The organism is Psychrosphaera sp. B3R10, assembly GCF_018861025.1.
In the GTDB taxonomy this organism is placed as follows: domain Bacteria; phylum Pseudomonadota; class Gammaproteobacteria; order Enterobacterales; family Alteromonadaceae; genus Psychrosphaera; species Psychrosphaera algicola.
The window spans coordinates 319,071-343,489 of record NZ_JAHKQH010000026.1; the positions used below are offsets into that span (position 1 = coordinate 319,071).

Here is a 24,419-nt window from a genome sequence, read left to right on the forward strand (position 1 = left end):
AAATACCGGACAATAGGCCACTGATGAAAAAACAATACACTTCTTATAAAGAAACTATGGCGTTTCTTGAGCAGGTTAAGAGTGAACATCCCAACCTTATCCGAATAGAAAGCATCGGCGAAACGTGGGAAGGAAGACCGATAGTATTGGCAACTATTTCTTTAGACTTAGAAAATGCCGATAGCAAACCAGCTCTATTGTACACAGGAACTATTCATGCTCGAGAATGGATTGGCATCGAACTCGCCAATAGCTTTGTGCAATATATCGTAGACAATCACCAATTTAATCCAAAACTGAAACAGGCGTTAAGCAACAATACCCTGTATATCGTGCCTTGTTTAAACCCAGACGGTTTTGAGTTTTCGCGTACACACTTTTCTTTCTGGCGTAAAAATAGAAGAAACAATGGCGACGGCACCTATGGTGTAGACTTAAACCGCAACTTTGGAAGCCGATTTAAAAAACGAAACGATACCAATGCCACAACTTACGGCGGACCAGAAGCCTTTTCAGAGCCTGAAACTCGTGCCATAAGGGATTTTGTAGATAACCATAAAAACATTACTATCTCTCTTGATTACCATTCTCAGGGCAATGTATTTTTCCCAGCACATAAGTTTAATCACGAAGCTGAAATAGATACCACCGACCTTAATACTTTATGCGCCAACATGGCCCACGAAATTCAAAAAGTATCAGGTACAAAATATGGTATTCATCGAGGTAAACCACCAACAAACTTAATTAATGGCAGTGGTCGCGAATACTATTACGACAAAGGCATTATTGCGACCGTAGTCGAAGTTGGCACCAGAAATATTCCTGACTACATGGAGAATATGTCGCAAAGTGTTAACGAAAATATTCCGGCATTAGTCCATGCGCTTAATTCAGCAATTTGTTATTCCTCAATAGCACCTGCTCGAGTCAGTAATTTTACGATTAAAGACGTTGCTGCAACAGAGGCAACGTTAGAATGGGAATACTCGGGCAATGAAGCGGTCTACTTTGAAATATACCGCAATGAACAACACAAAAGTCCCTGTACTGAAGATAACTTAGTTGGCTTAACTAAAGCCACGACCTTTACAGATGTGCAGCTTCAAAGTGGCAGCTATTATTACTACAAAATAAGAGCCGTTTTTGCTGATCAAAAAATTGCGGGGCCATATGCGCCAGAGGTAAAACTAAAAACAAGTCTAGCAACACACCATTTTAGTCGAACCTTATTCCCACTAAAAAATGACATCGGTTATGTTGGCGAATATACGCTAGAAAAAAACCGTGAGCACTTTGGTCAAAACTCCTTATTTATTGGGGTAAATAAATCCCGCGGCGTATGTTATGGCGTCATCGAGTTTAAATTGGATAAAGTTCCGGACGACGCGCAAATAGAAGCCGCATCATTTTCGCTCTATCCACTTAATCGAGTGGGGGCAAAAATAGAAAATTACGGTGAGTGGGGAATTTCAATTCTTGACCCAACGAGCGTGCCAGATATCCGTAATTTTGACGCCATTCAAAATGCGACTGTACTGCATACCGGTCAGGCAATTGAGTCGGACAAGCTAACACAAGGTGTATGGAGTAATTGGTCGTTTAATGGCAGCGAACGAAAATTACTGGAACATTTTATCGCTCAAGGCAGTTTATTGATCCGCATCGAAGGCCCAACAACATTGCCACGCGGACATGAGTCACAAATGATGCAGTTTGACATTGGTTTTGGTCGTTTTGGGGCGGGTATTCATTACCGACCAAGCATTGAACTCACCTACTCACGAAAACCGCAAATTGCCGAACTTTACCCGACAGCTGTTAACAGTATTTATCAAACTCATACTGAAACCGGGATACTTTCAGCTGGCTTCGACGCTGATGGCGAAAAAGTTTATGGGCAACTTGCCTTTGCGATGCAGGGTATGCCCGATCCTAATTTTACTGTGATCACCGATGCCTATTTAGTCATACAAAACACCAACGCATTAGGCCCTAAAAAAGATATTCGTTTTTCGGTCGAACTAGCCGAAGTCGACAACTTGTCTTATAACTCAGTAAAATTGCGCGATAGTATTCAATATATTGGGTATGAAGTTAGCCACAGTGAACTGCGCGACAAAAAACCACATTATTTCAACTTTGACAGTTTTGCTCGAACAGAACTTGAGCGTTTATATAGTGAACAAACGCCTATTTGCTTTTTAATTCGTGCAACTTCGCCTAATAGAAAAGGTCAAAATGAATTAATTAACTGGCTAAACAAACCCAGTTATCAGCAACCGAAATTGGTAATTGAGTATATCGAACGTTCAAAAGTGCCTTTACCTGCACCAACCAACTTCACCGTGACTTTGGAAAAAAACCTCGCAAAATTAACGTGGACAAATCCAAAAGACAAAAACTTTGTTGGGGCATTTGTGGTCCGTAATCGATTCCATCCGCCAAAATCGCCGCAGGACGGCGTTAAAATTTATGGTGGTCAAGATGAATATACAATCGATGATTTTGGCAACCCGAATATTCCAAAATACTACTCGGTATTTTCCTACGACGGAGTACCGCTTTATTCGTCACCAGCTTGTATTTACTTTAGTGCGAATCAAGCAGTACCTGTCATCGAGCTAGACCCTGACGATTGGGAACCACAACACGACGAGTATTTTCAAAGTTTAGACAATACATAAAGACAAACTTTGTTCGACTCACGGCCTATGTAAGGGCAATTTTTATTGCCCATACATAAAAACATATTAACAATATTTACACTTCCCCATAAAAAACGGTCAATGAATTTTTCATTGACCGTTTAATGGAAACTCGAAAATAAAATTTTTAAACTACACACCCCAAGGGTTTGACGGCGTTGAACGGCTTTGGCGACTGGCACGTTGCATATTGGCTTTTTGCTTTAACGCTTTTACTCGTTCTGCGTCTTTAATACTTAGTTCTTTAGGTTCACGAGGCTTATCAGTCAAAGGGACAATGCGGTCACGTGGTGGTAAGTCGTATTGTGTATTATCTGGTTTAGGTAAGTTTTTAAGCTTATAAAGATAAAACGCTTCGACTTTCTCTCTAGCCCATTGTGTTTTTTTCAAAAATTTACAGCTCGACTCAATACTTGGATTTATCTTAAAGCAACTAACATTCATATAGGCATGTAATATTTCCCAGCCATAATGCGCCACAAGTTCTTCAACAACTTGCTCTAAGCTCGTTCCGTGTAATGGATTGTTTTTGTAAATTTCTTCTGTACTCATAATCTTCTCTGCTGACTTTCGTCAAATACTATTTAGATAACGTCTAATCAAATTAGGCAACTGAAACATCTACTGAAAAAATAAGTGAACCCTCGTTTTTCAAGTTGATGAACTCATCGCCTATTTTAGTGTAGCTTATGCTACTTTTTTTGCCGTCAATTGGTTCGACAAGTATTCGTCTAACGTGCCGTCAAAGTTTACTATGGCTTTATCTTTGATATCAATAATGCGGTTTGCCAACGATGATACAAATTCACGGTCGTGGCTAACAAATATCAATGTACCTTCAAAGCCTTTTAGCGCATTGTTTAACGCGTCAATGGCTTCGATATCCATGTGGTTAGTCGGTTCGTCCATGATTAAGACATTAATGTCCTGCATCATCAACATGCCAAATAACAAGCGGTTTTTCTCTCCACCTGAACAGTTGCGGGCTTTTTTATTGGCGTCGTCTTCAGTAAATAACAAACGGCCTAACATGCCACGAACCATAAGGTCGTTGTGGCAGCTACGACGCCACTGTGACATCCAATCCATAAGGGTCAAATCGTTATCGAAATAGCTGCCACTGTCCTGTGGGCAATAGCCAACAGACGCATTTTCAGACCACTTAACCACGCCTTCAAGATGCGCAAGTTCGCCCATCAAACAACGAAGGAAGGTTGTTTTACCCACACCATTTTCGCCAATAATGGCAAGTTTAGCACCGGCTTCTAATAACAAGTCACCGTTTTGGAATAACATTTCGCCGTCAAAACCATGACCTAAATTATCAAGTTCTAACGCTTGGCGATGCATTTTTTTACCCGGTGCAAAGTTAATATGCGGTGTAATACGGCTTGACGATTTCACATCATCAAGTTTAATTTTATCCATCTTTTTGGCACGAGAGCTGGCTTGTTTTGCCTTTGAGGCATTGGCACCAAAACGATTTACAAAGTCTTGCAATTCTTCTATTTCAGCGGCTTTTTTCGCATTACCAGACAATAGCTGTTCACGAATTAACGCAGACTGCTCTAAGAAATATTCATAGTTACCTGGATAAATACGAAGCTCGCCGTAGTCAATGTCAGCCATGTGTGTACATACAGAATTAAGGAAATGTCTGTCATGCGAAATAATAATCATGGTGCATTTACGTTTGTTCAATTCGGCTTCTAACCAACTGATCGTATGAATGTCCAAGTTATTGGTTGGTTCGTCGAGCAATAAAATATCCGGATTAGCAAACAAGGCCTGAGCAAGTAAAACACGTAATTTCCAACCCGGTGCCACTTGTTCCATCAAACCAAAATGAAACGACTCTTCAATACCCGCTTCGAGTAAAATTTCACCGGCGCGACTTTCTGCACTATAACCGTCCATTTCAGCAAACTGGCTTTCTAAGTCACCAACGCGCATGCCATCAGCTTCCGTCATTTCTGGGTTGGCATAAATTGCATCACGCTCTTGTTTAACTTCCCAAAGCGCAACGTCACCCATGATCACAGTATCGATAACACTGTATTGTTCAAATGCGAACTGGTCTTGGCTTAATGTACCGACTTTTTGGCCCGGCGTAATTGAAACGTTACCTGAACTTGGGACTAGTTCGCCCGTCAGTATTTTCATAAACGTAGACTTGCCACAACCATTCGCACCGATTAAACCATAACGGTTACCATTGCCAAATTTAGCTGAGATATTTTCAAACAAAGGCTCTGCGCCAAATTGCATTGTAATGTTAGACGTAGTGATCAAAAGAGATATTTCCTAGTACATATGTGTATTGAATGGCTTAGTTCTAAATTACAAAAAAGCGCAAAGTTTTAAGGCCGCGCATTGTACAGGAATTAGCGTCTACAACCTATTAAACATTGGCTTTTTTTGATTGTTTTTTCAACAACACAAAAGGTGAGGCAATTATTGACGTCGCCTTTAGCTCTAACGGATTGATTTGTATGACTCTGAAAATAGTGTAAAGGCTCAACTCTTTTCTTTAATAACAAAGAGATTGATACGTAATGGCCCATCTCTAATCACTGACGAATTAATGACTACTTAATTTGCGGGCCAATCATAAATTACAAAATATGATAAATAGATAACTTGTAGTCATAAACAGCTTTTTGGTTGGTTATTCGGTAATGTGGCTATTTATTGCGATAATACGTCATTGGCATTTACCAAATGCAACATGTTGTAGACTCGTAAACCCAATTAATCTCATCTCTAACGGAGTCATTCATGCGTTTATTTTCGGTTTCTCTATCCGTTAATTCAATACCCTCTCTAACGACAATAAAGTCGTCATGCTTAACGCTTGTTGCATTACTGCTGATAACATCTAGCCTTTTTTCTCATGCTGACCAAGCGACTGTTGAGTTCACAAAAAGCCAACTGCAAATCGCTGATAACTTTTCATATTCGGGACGCATTGACTTTAATCAAGTTCCGGGCCCTTATTTAACGTGGCCAGGCACCAGCGTAAAGTTTCGATTTACCGGCAATCAACTGCGCCTAAAACTAAATGACGATAATGGCAGAAACCTATTTAACGTGATTTTTAATGGCCAGAACCAAACTCCATATGTGCTGGCGGCTAAAAAAGGGCTTCACGAATACAACCTAAGCCATATGATAAATACCGAAGTAACCACAGTAGAGATATTTAAACGTACCGAAGGGGATGAAGGTGGCACACACTTAGTTGCGGTCAAGCTAGGGCAAAACGCAAAACTGCTCACCCCCCCTGTTAGCCCGACTCGAAAAATAGTATTTTACGGCGACTCGATAACCGCTGGCATGGGTAACGAAGCCCCGCACAATACGGGAGATAGCAACCCTGTCGATAAAAATCACTATCTGTCTTATGCCGCAATAACCGCTCGGAACTTAAATGCAGAATTTCAAAGTATCGCCAAAAGCGGTATTGGTTTTATGATCAGTTGGTTCGACTTCATCATGCCACAATACTACGACCAACTTACGGGCGAGAATGATAATCAGAGCCAATGGGACTTTAACCGTTGGCAACCTGATGTGGTAGTGGTTAATTTAGGGCAAAATGACAGTTGGTTGATAGACGATCAGAAACGCCTTACAGCTACGCCTGAACAAATCGTGAGGGCGTATAACAATTTCATTCAAACCCTTCGGGAAAAACACCCTAACGCCTATTTTATCTGCGCATTGGGCAGCATGGACGCCACCGATTTTAATAACCGCGATAACCATTGGCCAGAATACATAACTACAGCCGTTCACAATATAAAACAACAGGCTAAAGCAAATGGCCAAGCCACAAATATAGATACCTTAATGTTTAGATTTACCGGCTACGGCGCTCACCCTAGAGTTAATCAACATGTGGACAACGCAGATAAGTTAACCGCGTTTATAAAACAAAAACTAAGTTGGTAATTGTCGTTATTCCCAATCAAAATTGGGTTGTCAATTAAAGCGGCGCATAAACAGCTATGCGCCGTGGGTTTATTCAAACAAGGCCGCTAGACAGTTACCGTCTGATAGCTAGCACCTAATATCTATCACCATTGTCAGATTCCGCTACGCCTTTCCCATATCATCTATTTCTTTAAGCTTTTGTGGCAAATGTTGCTCTAAATAACGGTAGCGCAGTATGACAGCCGATAATATGGCGCCGTTGATGCCGAGCTGCACTAGCCAAACAAAAACCGTGTTATACAAAAGGTAATTAACACCGGCGATGATTGCTAATGCCACGTACAGAATTATGCAAACCCGTGTGCTTATCCGCCAGTACTTTAATCGCATAACCAATTCGTCACGTTTAAAAGCCAATAAAGCGCTAATGTCTAACGTTTGCTGTTGCCAGAGGCGCGAATGTTGACCAAATGACCAAACACTAAAAGCAATTGGAATAGGCGTTAATGTTATAAACAGCATGGTTTGCGCCATACTGTCAGCAAGCCACAGTGCCGCATAAAAACTATACGCACTTACAGCAACGCCAACTAACATATCGGTATACGCTTTTAATTGTTGTCTGAATTTACTGGCTTTAACCTGAGACAGTAATTTATCAACATCTATTTTTGGCGTCGCTTGTTTAAACGCGTTCTGCCAACTTTCAAATTGTGGATCCATATTCATCTCCGATTCAAAATCTGCTCTAGTTGTGCCCGCCCGCGCCGAGCACGTTGCGCCACATTTGCTTCCGTAAGTCCCAGGGCGATGCCAATTTCAGCTTGATTAAATCCCTCTAGTTGCAGCGCTATCACTTGTCGGTAACCTATAGCTAACTTACGCAATGCCGTCATCAAATCTATTTCAATATCTTGTTTATTAGAGGTCACTGAACTGCTTATGCTCTCTAATGGCTCATCGAGGTTATGCCGGTCGTGGCGTCGAGTTTCTTTTAATACGTGATCTACCGCTCGGTTGTGGGCAATACGGGCAATAAAGGTTTTAATATTGGCCTCGCCTCTAAAGCTTTCGAGTGCGCGCCAAACGGCAAGGGACATGTCTTGGATCAAATCTTCCCGCAAACTTTCATCCGCTTCGTAAGTTGTCGCAACACGCGCCATTAGCGGCGCGTGTTCCTTAAGTAAGGTTGCGATATCAAGCTTGTCGCTCACTACATTTCCTTGATAATTTGAGTGGTGTTTGAGTCATTGTCAAACAACTCACAATAGGCTTGATAAGTAACACATGCTAGCCATGGACCCGTTAATAATGCACTTAATACAAAGGTAAACGGAACCAATAAAAGCAAAACTGCATTTACCATCATAATAACTAACATTGGACGCCACGCACGGATGACCGCTTGCACACTGGCCCGGATTGCGGCAGTGATGCTATCATCCGCAAGTAATACCCTTGCCGATGCAAAGCTTAAAAAGAGCATCACTGGTGTGGCTGACGCAAAAATAATTCCAAGCTGTAATTGTGTTACCTCAACCATAGTCCCGTATATTAATAGCGCTAAACCATCGGCGCCTAGTAATGCATTTGCCGTCCATAATTGCATAACTGAAGGCAATATCAAGACAATGGCGAGTCCGAGCATTTTTCCCCAACCACTGCAAAAAATGGCTTTGAGTGAAAAACGTTGATGCTTGGCTAAATGTTGTAACAATGGCCAGGTTGACGCGGCCATTAATGCCATTGCCCACTTGGACACTACAACGCTATAAGGTGCTGGTAACATTTGGATCACGCCTTCGATGATCAAAAACGAAAATAAAAACAAGAATAATTTAAAAGGCGCTTGCTTCATTAATTGCCAGCCTTGTTTGAACCAAACAAGGCTGCGTGATGTTGGTATAGTGTCATTGTATGTTTGTGTAATTGTTGTCATGTTTTAGCTTCCTTTATAAGTGATTTACCTAACAGTCGATAAACAACGACAAAACCTGACAATTTTTTTCACTTTTTTACGACATCAGGTTTAAAAACCCCGAAAACCAACAGTAAACATTTGAAATTAAACAATTAAAATAACATTCACAAACAATAAAAATAATTATTCAAAAAACAAACAAGCGGGTATCTAAAGTTAAAAGCTATTTAATTTAACTAAAAAAACAAAACCCAAACACTAAAATGTAAAGACTAAAAACAAGTAGGACAGTTTCAAATCTATAGCAACTGCCAACAACTCCCTATATCATCAAAGCAGATCAGAAACCTTAGGATCCCCCATGACTGAAAAAACCGTTAAATTCGAATTTGAAAAACAAAACAAAAACAGCATTCGCTACAAAGAAGTGCCAGAAGACGGCATGCCGCCGGTTATCGGCAGTATTTATGTGCAAAAGTGGTTTGCAGGTACAAGCAAAAATATTGAAGTTGTGATCAGTAAAAAAGATTAAAATAAAAGGCAACCAAACCTGATGGTTGCCTTTTAATTCAGTTATTTAATCTAATAAAGGTTAAGGCCAAACTGGGCTAACTATATTTGCTCTATATGAAAAGCTGGTATGTTCCGTGACATTGCTCACATCCCATTCACTTAAGTCAGCAGTCATAGAAGTGGCACTATGGAACATATAGGACATTTGAGTCACTGAACTCACGTCCCAACCAGACAAGTCACTGTTAAAACGACCTGCTCCATAAAACATTGTTCTCATATTAGTTACAGAACTTACGTCCCACGCTGAAAGGTCACTATTAAATAAAACAGCGTAACTAAACATGGTCGACATATTTTTAACTGAACTCACATCCCAACTTGAAATGTCGCCATTAAATCTGCGCGCACCAGAAAACATGCCTGTCATATTCTGTACAGAAGAAACATTCCAGTTTGTTAAATCTTGATTAAAAGCGCCAGCACTCCCAAACATATAACTCATGTCGGTGACATTACTTACATCCCAAGTTGATATATCTCCTTGCATATTAGATGAAGCAAATAATCTACGCATATTAGTCACATTACCCACATTCCAATGTGTGAGATCGGAAGTAAAACTTCGCGCTTCGTCAAACATCGAGGCCATATTAGTAACAGCACTTACATTCCATTGAGACAAATCAGAGTTAAACAGCGGTGTTCTATGGAACATTGAGTTCATGGTCGTGACGGAACCGACATCCCAAGCGGATAAGTCGTTATTATAATTTGCGCTGTAAAACATACTATCCATTGAAATTACATTGCTCACATCCCAATTATTGAGATTGCCGTTAAATGCTAAATTTCTGAAAAACATGCCGCTCATGTCTACTACGGAACTCACGTCCCAACCAGAGATATCAGAATTGAACGCATTAGCTTCCTTAAACATATTTCTCATACTGGTGACACGGCTAACATCCCATTTTGAAATATCACTGTTAAATGCAGTCGCGTTTTCAAATAACACTTGCATAGACGTAACCGCGCTCACATTCCATGTTGACACGTCGCCATTAAATGCACTTGCATAACTAAACATGTAATCCATATTTTCTAACGAACTTACGTCCCAGTTTGCTAAATCTTGATTAAACTTTGCATTTTGGCGGAACATACTCGACATACTCGTAACCGCACTGACATCCCAACTTGATAAATCACCATTGTATGTGCTGCCGCTGGAAAACATGCCGTTCATATTAGTAACAGAGCTTACGTTCCAATCAGCTAAATCCTGATCAAATACCGGATTAGCCAAAAACAAACTATCCATGTTTTCAATACCGCTTACATCCCAATGATTTAACGGGCTATTAAACTTGTCAGTAAATGCAAACATATACCCCATATCTTTAACTAAACTCAGATCTGGCGCTCCAGTCGCACTAAAATTAACCTCACGACATCCTTGGAACATCCTAACCATTGATTGCCACTGTTGAGTTCCCCATTGAGTCACATCTTTCAGGGTTGCTTCTGTTCCCCATGGGCACAACTCGATATGAGGAACCGAACCTGTAATTTGAACTGTATATTCACCATCAACGGCATAGGTATGTGTTGCATTACCGTTTTCTTGTGTTGGTTCAGAGCCATCTCCCCAATCCACCATATAGTCGTAAGTTTGGTTGTAACTGGTTTTAAGGGTTATTGACTTGCCAGCGTCAACTGACCATAACGTCGCAAAAGCAGCGGGGTCTGAAACCGCACCATCCTCAACTGGGATTGGCATGACATGACTTAAAAAGTTCGTAAATGAAATGCCATAAATTTCTTGATAACTCGTTAAATTAGAATATTCACCTATTGTAAATGCCTGAGTTGTCCCTTCATAAAACTCAATAACTCTGTTATTAAGTACATAGGTAGCAGTTTCTTTAGTATTGCTACCTTCATGATAAAACTCAGCTATACCATTGGGTTTTAAATCAATAATAGAGTTTAGTGGAGCTCGCATGATGATAAGACGATGTCCTGGCAAGTCACTGAACTCAACCACATTAGCTTTATAAATTGCCGAGACATATGCACCGTCACCGATTACAGCACTTAAGCTTTCACCTAAGTTGATTTCACCATCTTCAAATGGCAATACAGACTCATTATTTCCAATTGAAATTGTTAAATTATTGTCGGTTAATTGCCACGCTGAATCATATCCTTGCCACTCAAACTCTCCGTCACTCGCTCTTGATTTTTTCCCTAAATAAGTAAAAAAGTAATTATCCATTGGCCAATCATGAGTGAACTTGAGCACCCATACCCAATCATCAGATTCGTCACTGCCACGAATTTCTACTATGGTCCCTTCAAGCTCAGATAATGAAACAGACTCTAATAATGTATTGGCGGCTGGGGTTTCAGAGGTTTCACTTTGTTGGGCAAACAAAGTTTCAATCTCGCTTGTGTTTATCGCTCGGTCATATAACCGCACCTCATCTATAGAGCCTTTAAAATGCGAATACCAACCTGACTCAGGCGCACCTAATTCAACCGGTATATACTTTGCTCCAATACCCATAGGCCAAGTGCCGCCCGGCATTTCTTCAGAGTAATCCACTCGATTAACTTCTACGCCATTTAAGTAAATGACAACCTGCACACCATTATAAACAACGACAATGTGCGACCATTCTCCCTGTGGCACATGTACACCGGTATCAACTTTATTTGAGACCCGCGAGTTATCCGTCAAGGAATATAAAATTGTATTGTTAGTGCTATTTAACGACAACTCATAAATTGGTGAATTGATAACAACGCCACCGCCGGTGTATTCATCATTTGTTTGTTCTTTAGGGTTGACCCAAGCAGAAATTGTCAATTGATTTGTTGCTCTTGGTGCTTCTGAAATGGCTATCAAACTTGAACTGCCATCTAAATCAACCCCCTCTTCCACTGCACCAGTAACATAAACGACAGTGCCAACTTCATTTATCGAGGCTGATATCCCAGTTAACTCCGCAAGGTCACCGTCTAAAGGCAAATAAGCAATAAGACCGCTTTCTATATCAGTCGATTGAGGCGAGACCACAACATTAACCGTAGCTGTAGAAGGTTCACCTTTATTATCCGTTACACTAAGCTCAAAACTTAATGTTGTATCTTCAGTGACCGTCGGTGCAACAAAGTTAACAATAACCTCATTTGGATTAGAAATATCTACGCTAAAGCCCGAGTTGTCGGTTTGTTGCCAAGTATAAAACAAGGCATCGTTATCAAAATCTTCAGATCCCGCCCCTGAAATAATGACCACCTGCCCAGATTCTGCAACTTGGTCGTCGCCCGCATCGGCAATCGGGTTACTATTTTCAGGACCATCAATTTGTATTTTTAAACTAGATGTCGAACTCGCTCCGTCAGAATCCGTAACCGTCAATACAAACTCCAATTCGGTGTCTTCCTCTACAATTGGGAAATCAAACCAAGTATTGACCGAGGTTGGATCATTAATAACGACATTTGGCCCAGCCAATTGCTCCCACAAGTAGCTTAATGGCAAGCCTGCTTCATCATCCTCTAAATCGGAGCTTTTTGCCCCGTCGATCAAAACTTCGAGATCAACAATTTTAGCTTCAATAACCGCGACTGGCGGTTGATTTACCGGCTCGATATAAGGCACAACAACTTCGTAATACTCAGTGGTTGTTACATATAAGTTGTCTTCGACAGTGACACTAAAACGCAGAACCGTATCTTGTTGAACAATGGGCAAATAGATAGTGGTTTGTGAGCTGGTTGGCGACTCTATCGTGGCGACGCTCGTACCTTCTTCTCGCCATTTATAGCTGATGATTTGACCATCAGGGTCGCTCGCTTCAACGCCTAAGACTAAGGTTGAAGCTTCTACATTATATTGCAAATTAATAATTTTGGCGGTCGGCGCTTCATTGGCGACATTTGGGTTGCCGCCCTCTTGTACCTCAACTAAATTAGGAATGCCGTCGTTGTCGGCGTCGTCTGACGCGTCGTTAACAAGTGGGTTAAGATTATATTTAATCTCGTCGCCGTCTAACATTTCATCGCCGTCAGAGTCACGATTGTTAGGCACAGTGCAGTTTTCAAATTCTTCGATATTCGTTAAGCCATCGTTGTCGTCATCAGCAAGTGCTTGGCTTAAACCGTAACGATTTGCCCAATAGATTGGTAATGAACTTGAATCGTCAGGGCTAAAATCGATAGATAAATCTTGGTATTGCCGCGCCCAACTTCCCAACCTGCTGTGTCCACCAAAACGTAAGTCGTAATCGGTTTTTGAGGTTAGTGTTGCCTGCGCGTAAAACTCGTTTTCGCCATTGCTTGTGGTTGCCCAAATCGTATCGTTTGCAGCAAGTGGAAAACCTGCCCAGCCTATAGAGTCCGACTGCCACGCAATAGACGGTTCCGAACTAGAGAAGGGTTTATAAATTGGCGTAACCGTGGCTTTTAGCTCTATCAAACAGCTGTTTACGTTTAGTGGGTTAGTGATATCTTCTATGGCAATTGACGGAATTCCAATCACAGGGGTTTTGGCCATCAAGGTAATCGTTTTGTATTCGTCTTTATCTCGGCTCGGCCAGCCAATAATGGTTTTATCAAAAATCTCTAACGCGGCTCTAAGCTTTAACTCGGCACCAATGCCAGCGGCCATTTCAGTAAAACGATAATCTAATTGAGTATCTACACCGGTTTCTAAACTGGCTTCTGAACGATAATGCCCTTCAACTCCCGCCTCGGCATATAGATAGGGTTCAACAATGATTTTGCCGGTTGCCGCTTCGTAAAAAAACAATTCAAGCGATGGGATCAGTCGAACGTCGCCATAAACTTTCGCCTGGGCTTCCCCTTCAATTCGATATTTTAAGGTGGGATCAAAATGCGTTCTCGGATCCCAATTGCCATTATCGTAGGCAAAACCCGTTGTGATGTTTAACGTCGATTCGAGAATATGACTGAGCTTAACGCTGCCCTCGGCTTTACCATTAATTTCTGCGTCGAGTTTAAATTTTCCTCGCACAATAATTGGCACGCCTCCGGGCGCAATGACCTTTACAAAAGACCGGCTGATTAAGTTTTTAGAGCCGTGTAAGTCTTTAGAACCATCACTTTCGATGGATAACGTGGCATCAAATTTAGTGAGACCTTTTACAAATGCATGGGCTTTTACGAGCTTGCCGCTTTCGATATCAACTTTAATGTCGATGGTTGGCTCAAAGCTAAAATTAGTATCAGCGGTGAGTTTAACTAACGCGTCATTGCCGTCGCCATTAATCGACTCATTTGATTTTGTTTCAAGTTCGTAGCCAACATAAACGTCCACTTCTATTTTTAAAACATCATTGCCGTCTAACAAACCAACTTTATCTATTTTGGCTTCAAAAATAGCGGTATACGGTTCGTAGTTTTCAGTATCTATATGGTCTTTGCCAGGCACCCAACTAAACAGTAAATCAACTTTATCGCTGCCGTCACCCGCTTGAACTTCAGTGACATTCGCTCCGTGATCATGGCTAGAGCCAAATCTAGGATGGGTAAATTTAACCAGCTTAAAATACTCTAAATCAAATTTGTCTTCGGTATCAAGAATAACCTGAGCGCTGACCTCAAATTGCGTTAATTTACCTGGCACGAACAACTTTTGTTTTGGTCCTTGCAGTCGCAAATTGTCTTCATCTAATTCTTGATATTCATCAGTTGTATTAGAGGCATTTGCCGCTTTAGCGTTTGCACTTTTTTGACCCGCAGCACCCACTGACTTTAATACTGGCACAACTGGTGTCACGACTGCCGCTTTTTCATCAACGATTGTCAGGCCTGATCTTACCCAGGTCGCCGACGAGACTTTTTTACCGCCAGAGGTGACTTGCTTTGATCTTACGCCGCGCTGGGCCAAACGGTTTTGACCCGCTGCAAGGTTGTCGTTTGACACATCGATCAGTTTTATATTGGTTGAAATATCGAGCTGTTCATAAACTTCATTTACTGCAGCGGCTTCCGTTTGCAATGTTACGGTATCGCCATCAACAACAACTTCAGTCACCTTACGTAACATGCCATCATTATCGGTACTTACCACAATGTCGCCGGTTGCAGGCGCGACTTCTTCGTTGGTTAATTGATAAGAAACTTCACTACTGGAAAAGCCTGCAGGGGCTACATTACTGACTTTTTGTGCCGTGTTTACAACGGTTTGTTTGGCCAATGTCGACACCGCAACTTGCTTAGAAAACGCGCTGTTACCTGAATTATCAACCACCTCAATGATCACGTAATATTGCGTATCACTGACTAAGTCATCAACCGTAGTCGTAAATTGCTCAGCAATGGAACTATGTAATGTCGTCGCCGATGGCACAAAACCATTTTGGTCGCTCAGATGCACGTTATACGATAATTGCGATGCGTTACTGACATTATCCACCGCTTCCAACCAATCTAAGGTGATGGCTGTAATTGACTCTGCCGAAGCCGATACGATTTGAATTCCCGTCGGCGCGTCAGCGTCGTTTAATACATTGATTGAAACCGCTTTGGTGGTTGTTGCCCCTTCATCATCGGTAACACTTAGCGCTAACTCAATTGCAACATTACCGGCAACATCGCCAATAGTGCCGTTTAAAACAGAGGAACTTGGATCATTAATGACAAAGCCCGTGCCGTTGTCATTAGTCACCTCCCACAAAAACGTTAATTCGTCATCATCCGCGTCTGTGGCCACTGACGCTAGCGTAAACGCAGATAATTCACCGACCGACATGGTTTCATCTAAAGTGATAATCGGCGCATTATTTACTTTTTTAATTGTAAAACTAGACGACGCTTGCGCTGATGCGCCCTTAACATCGGTCACTGTTACGGTAACGTCAAAAACACTGTCTTCTTTTACATCTGGGGCAACAAACTCAAGTTTGTTGGTATTTACATTCCCCAAATCCAAACTCAAATCGGAAGTAACGTTCCATTCATAAGAAAGAGATTGCCCTTCGGGATCGTTTGCGGTGGCATGTATTACAATGAGGTTGGGATTGCCTTCAACAACTTCTAATATGTCAGAACCGGAGGCACTGGAAGAGTCTAAAGCGATTGAAACTGTTGGACTGAGATTTTTAACATCTTGTTGTTGTTTATCGTCTGACTTCCCACATCCAAAAACCGAGACTAGCAAAACCGATACAACAAATATTCGGAACAACTTACTACTTAAACCCATGGAAAATCCTTTTACAGATGTTAACAATTATAGAGAATTTATAAATGTAATTAGAAAATGGCGTGTACAAAACATCGATGTTGTCTGGGTTACAGCATTATTTCATTTAACCAGAAAACAGAATGCTCAAATAAACAGCGCATCACTTTAACAATAAATAAACTGCTTTAATACTAATAAGTTAAGGTAATTTTTGAAAAAATGGACTGCTCGTGAATTTTTATTTACATGTAAAAGGTGGATGATGATCAAACAAAAATAGTACAAAAACTCGCTGGTGCACTGCAAGGTAAAAGAAGGCTGGAGCTAGAGAACGAGAAGGAGGAGGAGAAAAAGAAAAACTACTGAACAAAAACCACCACAACGTCGGTATTACCTAGCTCATCCTGCACCACAATTTGCTGTTTACCGGTGCCCGTGAATACATGTTCCACCGAGGTATTTGGTCCAGTTTTATATTTGTATTTGCCGTTGATGTACCACACTCTATTGCCTGAGCCGCCAAGGCTTTTGAGCCAAACACTGGGGTGTTTTCCGTTTTGACCTGCTTTGCGAAACACACTGTTGTTGTCAATACCGGTAATTTTTAAGCTGGCGCTGGCGGTTATTTCACTATTAATACACTGTGGATCGAGCGTAGGTATAACAGCCGCACGACGATATTTAGCGTTTAACCAAGGTTCAACCACCTTTGGCCAAACAGCCACTTGCTCCACCTGCTTATTACTTACGTTACAGTCCATTGTCACGCGTTGCTCAGTTACGGGGTTTACCCAATAAGTAAACAATCCACTTTGCCAGGTATCTGCATCAGCAACATGCCAGGTTGGCGGTACAACGTTGTTTATCACCCACGCTTTATATTGTTGATGACAAAAGGCTGCGTTCTTGTCGTCTTTTGCTACGCCCAACGGCCAACAAATGGTTTGTTGTGTCACCGTTTCAGGTTGGCTTAGTCTATCGTCTGTAGCACTGTTTGAATTAGGATCTGCATTGCCCTTAGCACTTATATTAGAGCTGCTACTTAAATACGGCTGCTGACTCTCGCTATCAAAGGCAATAGCAGTATTAACCCCTAAGCCACCAGCCAATTGATCTGCAGCCATAAACAACAAAGGCCCAGCGGTTTTACGGCCAAAGTGCCCAGGCATTGGCGTACCATCGGGGCGGCCAATCCAAACCCCAATGGTATAGTCGTTATTTACGCCAATGGCCCAGGAGTCGCGAAACCCATAACTGGTTCCGGTCTTCCACGCTAATGGGGAGTTTTCAATAATACTGGCGGTTGACTGAATGCTGTCTGGGCGGTCAATATCCGACAACGTATTTTGAATGATCCACGCACTCGATGGCGATAACATCTGTTTTGTCACTTTAGGTTGCGTTAACTCATCAGTGAGATAACGCAGCTCACTGACATTACCTTGATTCGCCAGCGCGGTATAACTTTCAACAAGTTGCTCAAGCGACGAACCAACGCCACCTAAAATCATCGACAAGTTTGGCTTATTATTGGGGATAACTAACGCTAAACCGGCGTTTTCGAGACGGGCGGCAAATCGATTGACACCAAGGCGTTCAAGCAAATCTACTGCGGGCATGTTTAACGAACGTTGCAATGCTTCTTCTGCGGTAACTGGGCCATTAAACGTACCGTTAAAATTGCCCGGCCGGTAATTCCCCCAATTGCGCGGTACGTCCGCTAATAATGAATGGGAGTGAATAAGCCCTTCATCCATTGCCATGCCATACAAAAATGGCTTTAACGTCGAGCCCGGAGAACGTGTTGCCTGCACCATGTCGACATAACCAAAGTTATCTTCATTCGCAAAATCTACGGTGCCAATATACGCCTTAACCGCAGACGTTTTATTGTCGACCACTAAAATGGCGGCCGAACTTTGTTTTGGCATGTCACTCATATACGAGCTAAGTGCGTCCTGCAAACTCTGTTGTAGGTCACTGTTAATGGTGCTTTTTACTGCCGACTGACCATCTGAAAAAGCCAACAAGCGCCGCGCCAGTAACGGCGCAAGTTGCCTGGGCTTAAAGTTAAAACTATAGACCTGCTCTAACATCGCATCGTCGACCTCGTCTTGGGACCAAACACCAAATTTAACAAGCCGCTTTAGTACTTTGTCTCTTGCCCGCTGGGCGGCGTCATTATGAATATCGGGACGAAACCGTGTTGGGGCCTGGGGCAGTACCGCTAACAATGCAGCTTCTGAGTGCGTAAGATCATTGGCGGATTTATTAAGATAGGTGTAACTCGCTGCTTCAACGCCTTCAATTGTGCCGCCAAATGGCGCGGTATTTAGGTAGATTTGCAAAATTTGGTTTTTACTTAAATGCCATTCGAGTTGCAAGGTTCTTAATACTTGCTGCAACTTGCCGGTGAAGCTTCGATTGTGAGGATGCAAAATTCTGGCAACTTGCATTGAAATTGTTGAGCCACCAGAGACAATTCGGCCATTGGTCAGGTTTTGATATGTCGCCCGTAAAACCGCAAAGGGATTAATGCCTGGGTGAAGCCAAAACCAACGATCTTCATAGGTGAGTAATGCCTCAATATACAGCGGAGATACGTCAGATAACTCTATTGGATATCGCCAGATCCCGTTTGGATCGGCAAAGGTGCGCAGGGGACGATTGTTTTCATCTACGACGACTCGCGCAAAAAGGTTGTTGTTTTTAGGCAGGTTTAATGGATAAAGTTGATCTAACATTCCGACAAACATTAGACCCAAAACAAATACCGTTAATAGACGGAACCGCCCAATATACCGAGCAAAACGGCGCACGATTAACAATAAAAACGGCAGACCCGATATGTAAAGGTTTTGACCGCTTTTACCGTCTTGACTGTTTTGACCGTTAACGGGGGCAGTTGTTAACCTGCCCTTTGAATGTAAGTTATTTTTGGACAATCGTAATGGCCGAACTGGATTTGCCAATACCACGGATTTCCGGGCGATACATGTCTTCTACCAAAGGCGAAGGCACGTTATATGTTCCCGGCGTAACCGCACGAACCAGATAGAACAAATTCACCGTTTGGCGCTTGCGCACTTGCGCTGCGGCAACAAATCGGTCATCTCGGTATTCTTGATATTTGGTTGGATTGCGGTTAAGCCACTGTGCTATGGATTTACCATCTACTTTTATTTCATCGAGTTTAATTGCATGTTCAAGGTTTTGATTTTCAAGTTCAAATCCCGCAGGTAGTAAGTCGATAATTAACGCATCTGGTGTTCTTTGCTCAGCATTCACTTCTAATTGCACCAAAAACAACTCACCTACTTCGGCTTGTTTAAGGTCGATTTCTTGGCCTTTAAGGTTCAACCAATGACGCTGAATCGAAAGGCCATTGGCGCTTTCCTCAGGCGGTGTTTTACCATAACCGCTAATATTAATATTGGCTAACAATGGATGGGCAAACGCCGACTCAATGGATACCGAGTTATTAATGTCTTCGGCCCCAAGTCGGGTTTGGAATCCGGAAGTCATGCTGAGCTTTGTGGTCGCCGAACCAATGATCAGATCAGCATTCCAGCTTTCACCGTCAAATTCTTTCAGGGCGATGCCCGCCAAAAACAGCGCATTGCGTTCCTGCGTACTAAGATACTGACGATTGATTAGCTGCTCGGCCAGCGTAAAGCTCAACGATATTGCCTTAGATTCGGCTATTTTATGGGTCAGCATTAGGTGGATCATCAAAGCCAAATCTCGAGTTTGGCTACCGTAATCGCCTAGGTATTGTTGTCGTTGTTTTGGCAAATTAGCTAGTGCATCTTCCATTAGTTGTTCGCCACGTCTTTTATCACCCATTTTTATCAGTGCAATTGCTAAATGCGTTTGTGATAAACCGGTTCGCGCGTAACGACTATTGTTGGTCGCCAAACTCCGTAATGTGCCCAACGGCACTTGATTTACTCGCGCCAATACGTAAGCTGCGTAAGCTTTGTAGGCAAAATGATAGTGGCCAGGATCGTTACTCCAACGTTCGTTATAAAAACGGCCACTACGCGCTAAATATTGCTGTAAACGCGTTAACGTATTTTTCAGCATGTCCTCTGGGACAGCAAACCCCATAGCCCGAGCACTTAACAAAAAGTCGGCAACATATGCAGTTAACCAATGTTCTTCATCTGAGGTATTACGCCATAAACCAAAGCCGCCGCTGCTGAGTTGCAGAGATGCGAGTCGCTCAAACCCTTTGTTGATCATATCAACCCGTTTGCTTTCATCTATGGCGTTGATGCCAAACGCCTGTTGCACAACTGGGGTGGCAAATAATAAAGGATAAGCGCGACTACTGGTCTGCTCCAAACAGCCATATGGGTATTGTAAAAGCTGATCTAACTGGTTATTTAAGTCGATATTCGCAGACGGTGAAATGGCCACAGACGCCACAACGGAACTGTCGATGAGCGACTCAATGGCGGTTTCATCAATCGTGAAGCGTTCTCCATTGTTAAGTACTTTTTGCATATTAGTAAACGTTGCTGGGTAAGCCGGACGTGCGCCTAGCGTCCATTGACGCTGAATTGCTTCGGCAAGTTGGTCGCCGCTAACATTAAGCTCAAACGTTGCGACTCCCGTGTGGTTTGTTACTTCTATGTCGTAAAGCAATGTGCGTTTTGCGCCATTGTCCAACACAATAGTCTGTGTGGTATCAAAAGCCTTAACTGGCGAATGTCTTGTTGTGCTTAGCTCTGCTTTTAGTTCTGTCTTTGGCTCAACGCTTGGCTCGGCTTTTGCTACAGCTTCTTCACTATCCTCCAAGGCTGTTGCAAATGTCACCTGCAATTCTTGACGTTCACCACTTAAGTTAGTTACATCCAGTGCGATGCGTGTTTTGTCACCTTTGGCTAAAAATCGCGGCATTGCAATTTGGGTTACAACCGGCGCGGCCACAGTGACTTCTTGTTCGCCATGACCAAATGCGTCTGCTGAAAACGCCAAGGCCATGAGTTTAATTCGACCATTAAAGTCAGGTAGATTTACCGGGATCTGCGCTTCTAAATTTTCATCGAGTTTGACCAAGCCACTAAACAGAGAAACGATTTGAACGTCTGACTGCGGCGCATCGCCTCCGCGGGTTAAGTCGTCGTCACCACCAAATTTCATTTTGGCTTTTGTCGACTGGCTCATTTCAATCACTTTGCTGTATACGTCTCTCGAATCAACGCTGTAACGGCGTTGACCAAAAAACGCGTCAAACGGGTCCGGTGACTCAAAATTACTGACACTCAATACGCCCACGTCAACCGCTGCTAATGTCATAAATACCGATTGTTCGCCAACTGCGGTTAAGTCGGTTAAGCCCGTTAAACGGGGATCGGTGACTTTGACATTGACCGGCATAACTTTATTTGGCAATACCTTCTCTGCGACGTCAAACTCTACCGCTAATTGTCGCGACGCTCTGGCCAATGGCAGATGCACTAAACCAAAGCTTCGTTTTGGGGTAAGGGCTTTTAGTTTATCGCCAGGCTGCAATACCACAGCACTGATATAAATGTTATGTTCCTGCCAATCATTCGCGACAGGAATAGTCACCGTCGCACCTTCGGCAGGAATAAATAAGCGGGTCGACCACAATGGCGTATCGCCTTCAACAATAACAATCGCTTCACCGGCCTCAGGTGGAATAATATTCACTTCAACGTTGTCGCCTACCTCATAGGCTCCTTTATCCAATGCCATCGTGATCTTATCTGGACGCGCCGCACCACTGCCCGAACGACTGTTCTGCCAATCTTCATACCAATTCCAACCAGCGTAAAACTGTTTGCTGGTTAATAGGTTATCCGCAGGGTCTCGCACTTCAATACGGTAACGACCGTAAGACACAGGGAATTCCACAGTCCCTAACCCGTTTTTGGCAATATCAACCGACCTTGTCAGCTCGGTAAACTCGTTGTCGTTCCATTTGTAATGCCAACCTTGTTGGTCGGAATAAACCCAAAAATAACGGCGGTCTTCTTTAATTAGTTTTACGTCGAGATTTGTTGCAGGGTGTTTGTCGCCATTAATTGAGGCTTTAACTAAGTCAAATCGAACCTTAGAATTGGCCTCTGGATTGTTGTCGCCAAAGTCAGCTCGAATTCCTATCATTTTATCACTTGGCCACACTAAGGTTGAATACGAACGCGATACCGGACGCCCGCCGGTTTCAAATAAACTGCTGATAAACTTAACATTTAGCGGACTGTGTAACTGCGACCAGTCGCCTTTATAATAAAGCTCACCAATGCCTTGTTCATTAAGTTGAATGTCGTCAAGTGACTCACGACTCGCGAGACCAGATTGTTTGATATCGCCAAATTCAAAGTCTGGCAAACGCTCTACCGGCTTACGCCACAGTGACACACTGACATCGGTAGACAGGCGATTATTAGACGCCGGTGCGCCAAATAGATATTCGCCTAACACAGGCACTTTGATTTGTTGCCATTTGTCGACAATTTGCGTGGTATGTACGTCTTCTGGATTAAACGTCAGCTTTAAACGTTCGGGTAAAAACTCTTCTACTTTAAAGTCGTAAACAAACAACTGTTTGGTGATGCTTTCCACTTCAAAACGCCAATTGCCCACTTGTGCGCTGCTTGGAATTTGCCATTGGTAATGAAAATACCCCATATCATTGCCGTGCCATTTAAAGGATTTTATTTTGGCCCCCGTCGGGCTTTTAATCGACACGCTTAACATATCGGTTGCCACCAATTTTCCGTCGGCGTCCCGTAAAAGGCCATTGAAGTCAACAAACTCGCCCGGACGATATAAGTCTCGTGGCGCATAGATAAAGAGTTCCTGAGCTCGGTTAGCACGCATGCCTAAGTCAAAGTCGGATAAATCCAATGCCGGTTTATTAATTTCAACCACAGAAAAATGTTGCTTGTTTTGCGCGACGATAAGCGACGCAGATTTAAGATCGGTGGTAAAGGACGCTTCACCCGATGGGGAAGTTAATACTTGTTGCAGTATTTCGCCCTTGTCGTTTACTAGCTGGATTTGCGCTTGTTCAATCGGTTTCCCGGTAAGTAACGACGAGGCATAAACATCAAGTTGTTGTTCGTAAAAACGCGCATGCAAACCAATATCGGTTACTGAGAACCACATCATCTGTTGACCGCTGTACGTTCCGGCCTTTGCCATAATTGCGAGATAAATCCCCGGCGGTTTTAGCTGTTGAATGCCTTCGATATCGATACTGCTTTTGGTGCGCGTATTTGGCTCGCCGTCAAACTCAAACCGACCTGAATAAACTAAGTCAGCAAACTGAGTAACACGCTCTATCCCCCAGTAATATTGACGGTGGGACATTTCTTCTAAAAAGCGCTGTTGGTCTTTTTCTCGCACTTGGTAAAAATTAATGTCGACGTCATTTACATTAACTGTAACCACAGGCAGGCCGTTGCCTAACCCTTGGGTTAAAAACGCGCCACTGGTATCAAAATTAAAACTTGGCGTTACGCGGCTAGTGACCACATCGGCATGTTGGGTTCGGAGCAAGCTTCGGTTATTAATCGCTTTAAGCCCTTGGTAAATGGTGACCTTGTATTTAACCTCTGGATCTACGTACGGAAACCAAATGTTTTTACCCGACTTAGCAATCACCCAAGCGCCGTCGACGGCCTTGCCATTTTGTTGGCTAATGCCAAAGTACTTTTGTAGATCTTTAGAAGGGTCGACCGGCACCGACAAGGTAATCGCAATTGAATTACGACCGTCTTTACTGCGCTCCGATACATCAAGAATTTTTAACGGCGCGTCTTTGTAATCAATTAACGCCTGAGCCATATCCAGCGCGGCTTCTTCCTCGCCAATACCCGAAGAAGCAATGCCTTTATCGCCCTCAGAAATCGACGTTTCATCCGCGCCACCCGCCGACGCAGCATTGTCATCATTAGAACAGCCCACCAAAACCAACTGAGACACAAACAACGCAGAGACAAAACACAACAAAGACCAAACATTAACTTTCATAACATTCCTTCGACAATTGGGGAATTGGTAAATAAAGTAGGATCAATCAAACCGCATTGAGTTTAATTAATTCTGGCTAAAATAAAGTTACAAATATCGGTATGTTAGG

11 protein-coding genes are annotated in these 24,419 nt (G+C 42.7%); 3 read left to right on the forward strand and 8 right to left on the reverse strand.

All coding sequences use genetic code 11. From position 1 onward, the window contains the following. Positions 1-23: 23 nt before the first annotated feature. The gene (locus tag KO525_RS10760; protein WP_215963806.1) at positions 24-2,687 is read left to right on the forward strand and encodes a M14 family zinc carboxypeptidase; all 2,664 of its coding nucleotides are present in this window, start codon (positions 24-26) and stop codon (positions 2,685-2,687) included. Between the two features lie 153 nt (positions 2,688-2,840). Here KO525_RS10760 and KO525_RS10765 read toward each other — a convergent pair whose 3' ends face one another. Both KO525_RS10765 and KO525_RS10770 read right to left on the reverse strand, forming a co-directional pair. After that, positions 2,841-3,260 carry a VF530 family DNA-binding protein gene (locus KO525_RS10765; protein ID WP_215963807.1) on the reverse strand — a complete coding sequence of 140 codons (420 nt, stop codon included), beginning with the start codon at positions 3,258-3,260 and terminating at the stop codon, positions 2,841-2,843. A 135-nt stretch (positions 3,261-3,395) separates the two neighbouring features. Further along, positions 3,396-5,000: an ABC-F family ATPase gene (locus tag KO525_RS10770; protein WP_215963808.1), complete on the reverse strand. Its 1,605-nt coding sequence runs from the start codon at positions 4,998-5,000 to the stop codon at positions 3,396-3,398. A 486-nt stretch (positions 5,001-5,486) separates the two neighbouring features. Between KO525_RS10770 and KO525_RS10775 the strand changes: the two genes are divergently transcribed. Next, positions 5,487-6,662 carry an SGNH/GDSL hydrolase family protein gene (locus KO525_RS10775; RefSeq protein WP_215963809.1) on the forward strand — a complete coding sequence of 392 codons (1,176 nt, stop codon included), beginning with the start codon at positions 5,487-5,489 and terminating at the stop codon, positions 6,660-6,662. 144 nt (positions 6,663-6,806) lie between these two features. Here the strand turns inward: KO525_RS10775 and KO525_RS10780 are convergent, their stop codons facing one another. The 3 genes from KO525_RS10780 to KO525_RS10790 are packed head-to-tail and all read right to left on the reverse strand — an operon-like array spanning position 6,807 to position 8,583. Beyond that, positions 6,807-7,367: a hypothetical protein gene (locus tag KO525_RS10780; RefSeq protein WP_215963810.1), complete on the reverse strand. Its 561-nt coding sequence runs from the start codon at positions 7,365-7,367 to the stop codon at positions 6,807-6,809. Between the two features lie 2 nt (positions 7,368-7,369). After that, complete coding sequence (locus KO525_RS10785; RefSeq protein ID WP_272180266.1) at positions 7,370-7,858, reverse strand: RNA polymerase sigma factor; 489 nt, start codon at positions 7,856-7,858, stop codon at positions 7,370-7,372. Further along, a complete protein-coding gene (locus KO525_RS10790) occupies positions 7,858-8,583 on the reverse strand; it encodes a hypothetical protein (protein ID WP_215963811.1) in 726 nt (241 codons plus the stop codon). Before KO525_RS10790 ends, KO525_RS10785 begins: the two co-directional genes overlap by 1 nt. Positions 8,584-8,926: 343 nt before the next feature. On the opposite strand from KO525_RS10790, the gene KO525_RS10795 reads away from it, so the two are divergent. Then, complete coding sequence (locus tag KO525_RS10795; protein WP_215963812.1) at positions 8,927-9,097, forward strand: hypothetical protein; 171 nt, start codon at positions 8,927-8,929, stop codon at positions 9,095-9,097. Positions 9,098-9,157: 60 nt separating this feature from the next. On the opposite strand, the gene KO525_RS10800 is transcribed toward KO525_RS10795, so the two are convergent. The 3 genes from KO525_RS10800 to KO525_RS10810 form a co-directional block, all read right to left on the reverse strand. Beyond that, complete coding sequence (locus KO525_RS10800) at positions 9,158-16,318, reverse strand: BspA family leucine-rich repeat surface protein (RefSeq protein ID WP_215963813.1); 7,161 nt, start codon at positions 16,316-16,318, stop codon at positions 9,158-9,160. A gap of 341 nt (positions 16,319-16,659) precedes the next feature. Beyond that, the gene (gene pbpC / locus KO525_RS10805; protein ID WP_215963814.1) at positions 16,660-19,245 is read right to left on the reverse strand and encodes a penicillin-binding protein 1C; all 2,586 of its coding nucleotides are present in this window, start codon (positions 19,243-19,245) and stop codon (positions 16,660-16,662) included. After that, positions 19,232-24,310 carry an alpha-2-macroglobulin gene (locus KO525_RS10810; RefSeq protein ID WP_215963815.1) on the reverse strand — a complete coding sequence of 1,693 codons (5,079 nt, stop codon included), beginning with the start codon at positions 24,308-24,310 and terminating at the stop codon, positions 19,232-19,234. Before KO525_RS10810 ends, pbpC begins: the two co-directional genes overlap by 14 nt. Positions 24,311-24,419 lie beyond the last annotated feature (109 nt).

Bases quoted from the DNA above. Each gene is read 5' to 3' on its own strand.
- KO525_RS10760 (WP_215963806.1), top strand. From the start codon at position 24: ATGAAAAAACAATACACTTCTTATAAAGAAACTATGGCGTTTCTTGAG.
- KO525_RS10765 (WP_215963807.1), bottom strand. From the start codon at position 3,260: ATGAGTACAGAAGAAATTTACAAAAACAATCCATTACACGGAACGAGC.
- KO525_RS10775 (WP_215963809.1), top strand. From the start codon at position 5,487: ATGCGTTTATTTTCGGTTTCTCTATCCGTTAATTCAATACCCTCTCTA.
- KO525_RS10780 (WP_215963810.1), bottom strand. From the start codon at position 7,367: ATGGATCCACAATTTGAAAGTTGGCAGAACGCGTTTAAACAAGCGACG.
- KO525_RS10790 (WP_215963811.1), bottom strand. From the start codon at position 8,583: ATGACAACAATTACACAAACATACAATGACACTATACCAACATCACGC.
- KO525_RS10795 (WP_215963812.1), top strand. From the start codon at position 8,927: ATGACTGAAAAAACCGTTAAATTCGAATTTGAAAAACAAAACAAAAAC.
- KO525_RS10800 (WP_215963813.1), bottom strand. From the start codon at position 16,318: ATGGGTTTAAGTAGTAAGTTGTTCCGAATATTTGTTGTATCGGTTTTG.
- KO525_RS10810 (WP_215963815.1), bottom strand. From the start codon at position 24,310: ATGAAAGTTAATGTTTGGTCTTTGTTGTGTTTTGTCTCTGCGTTGTTT.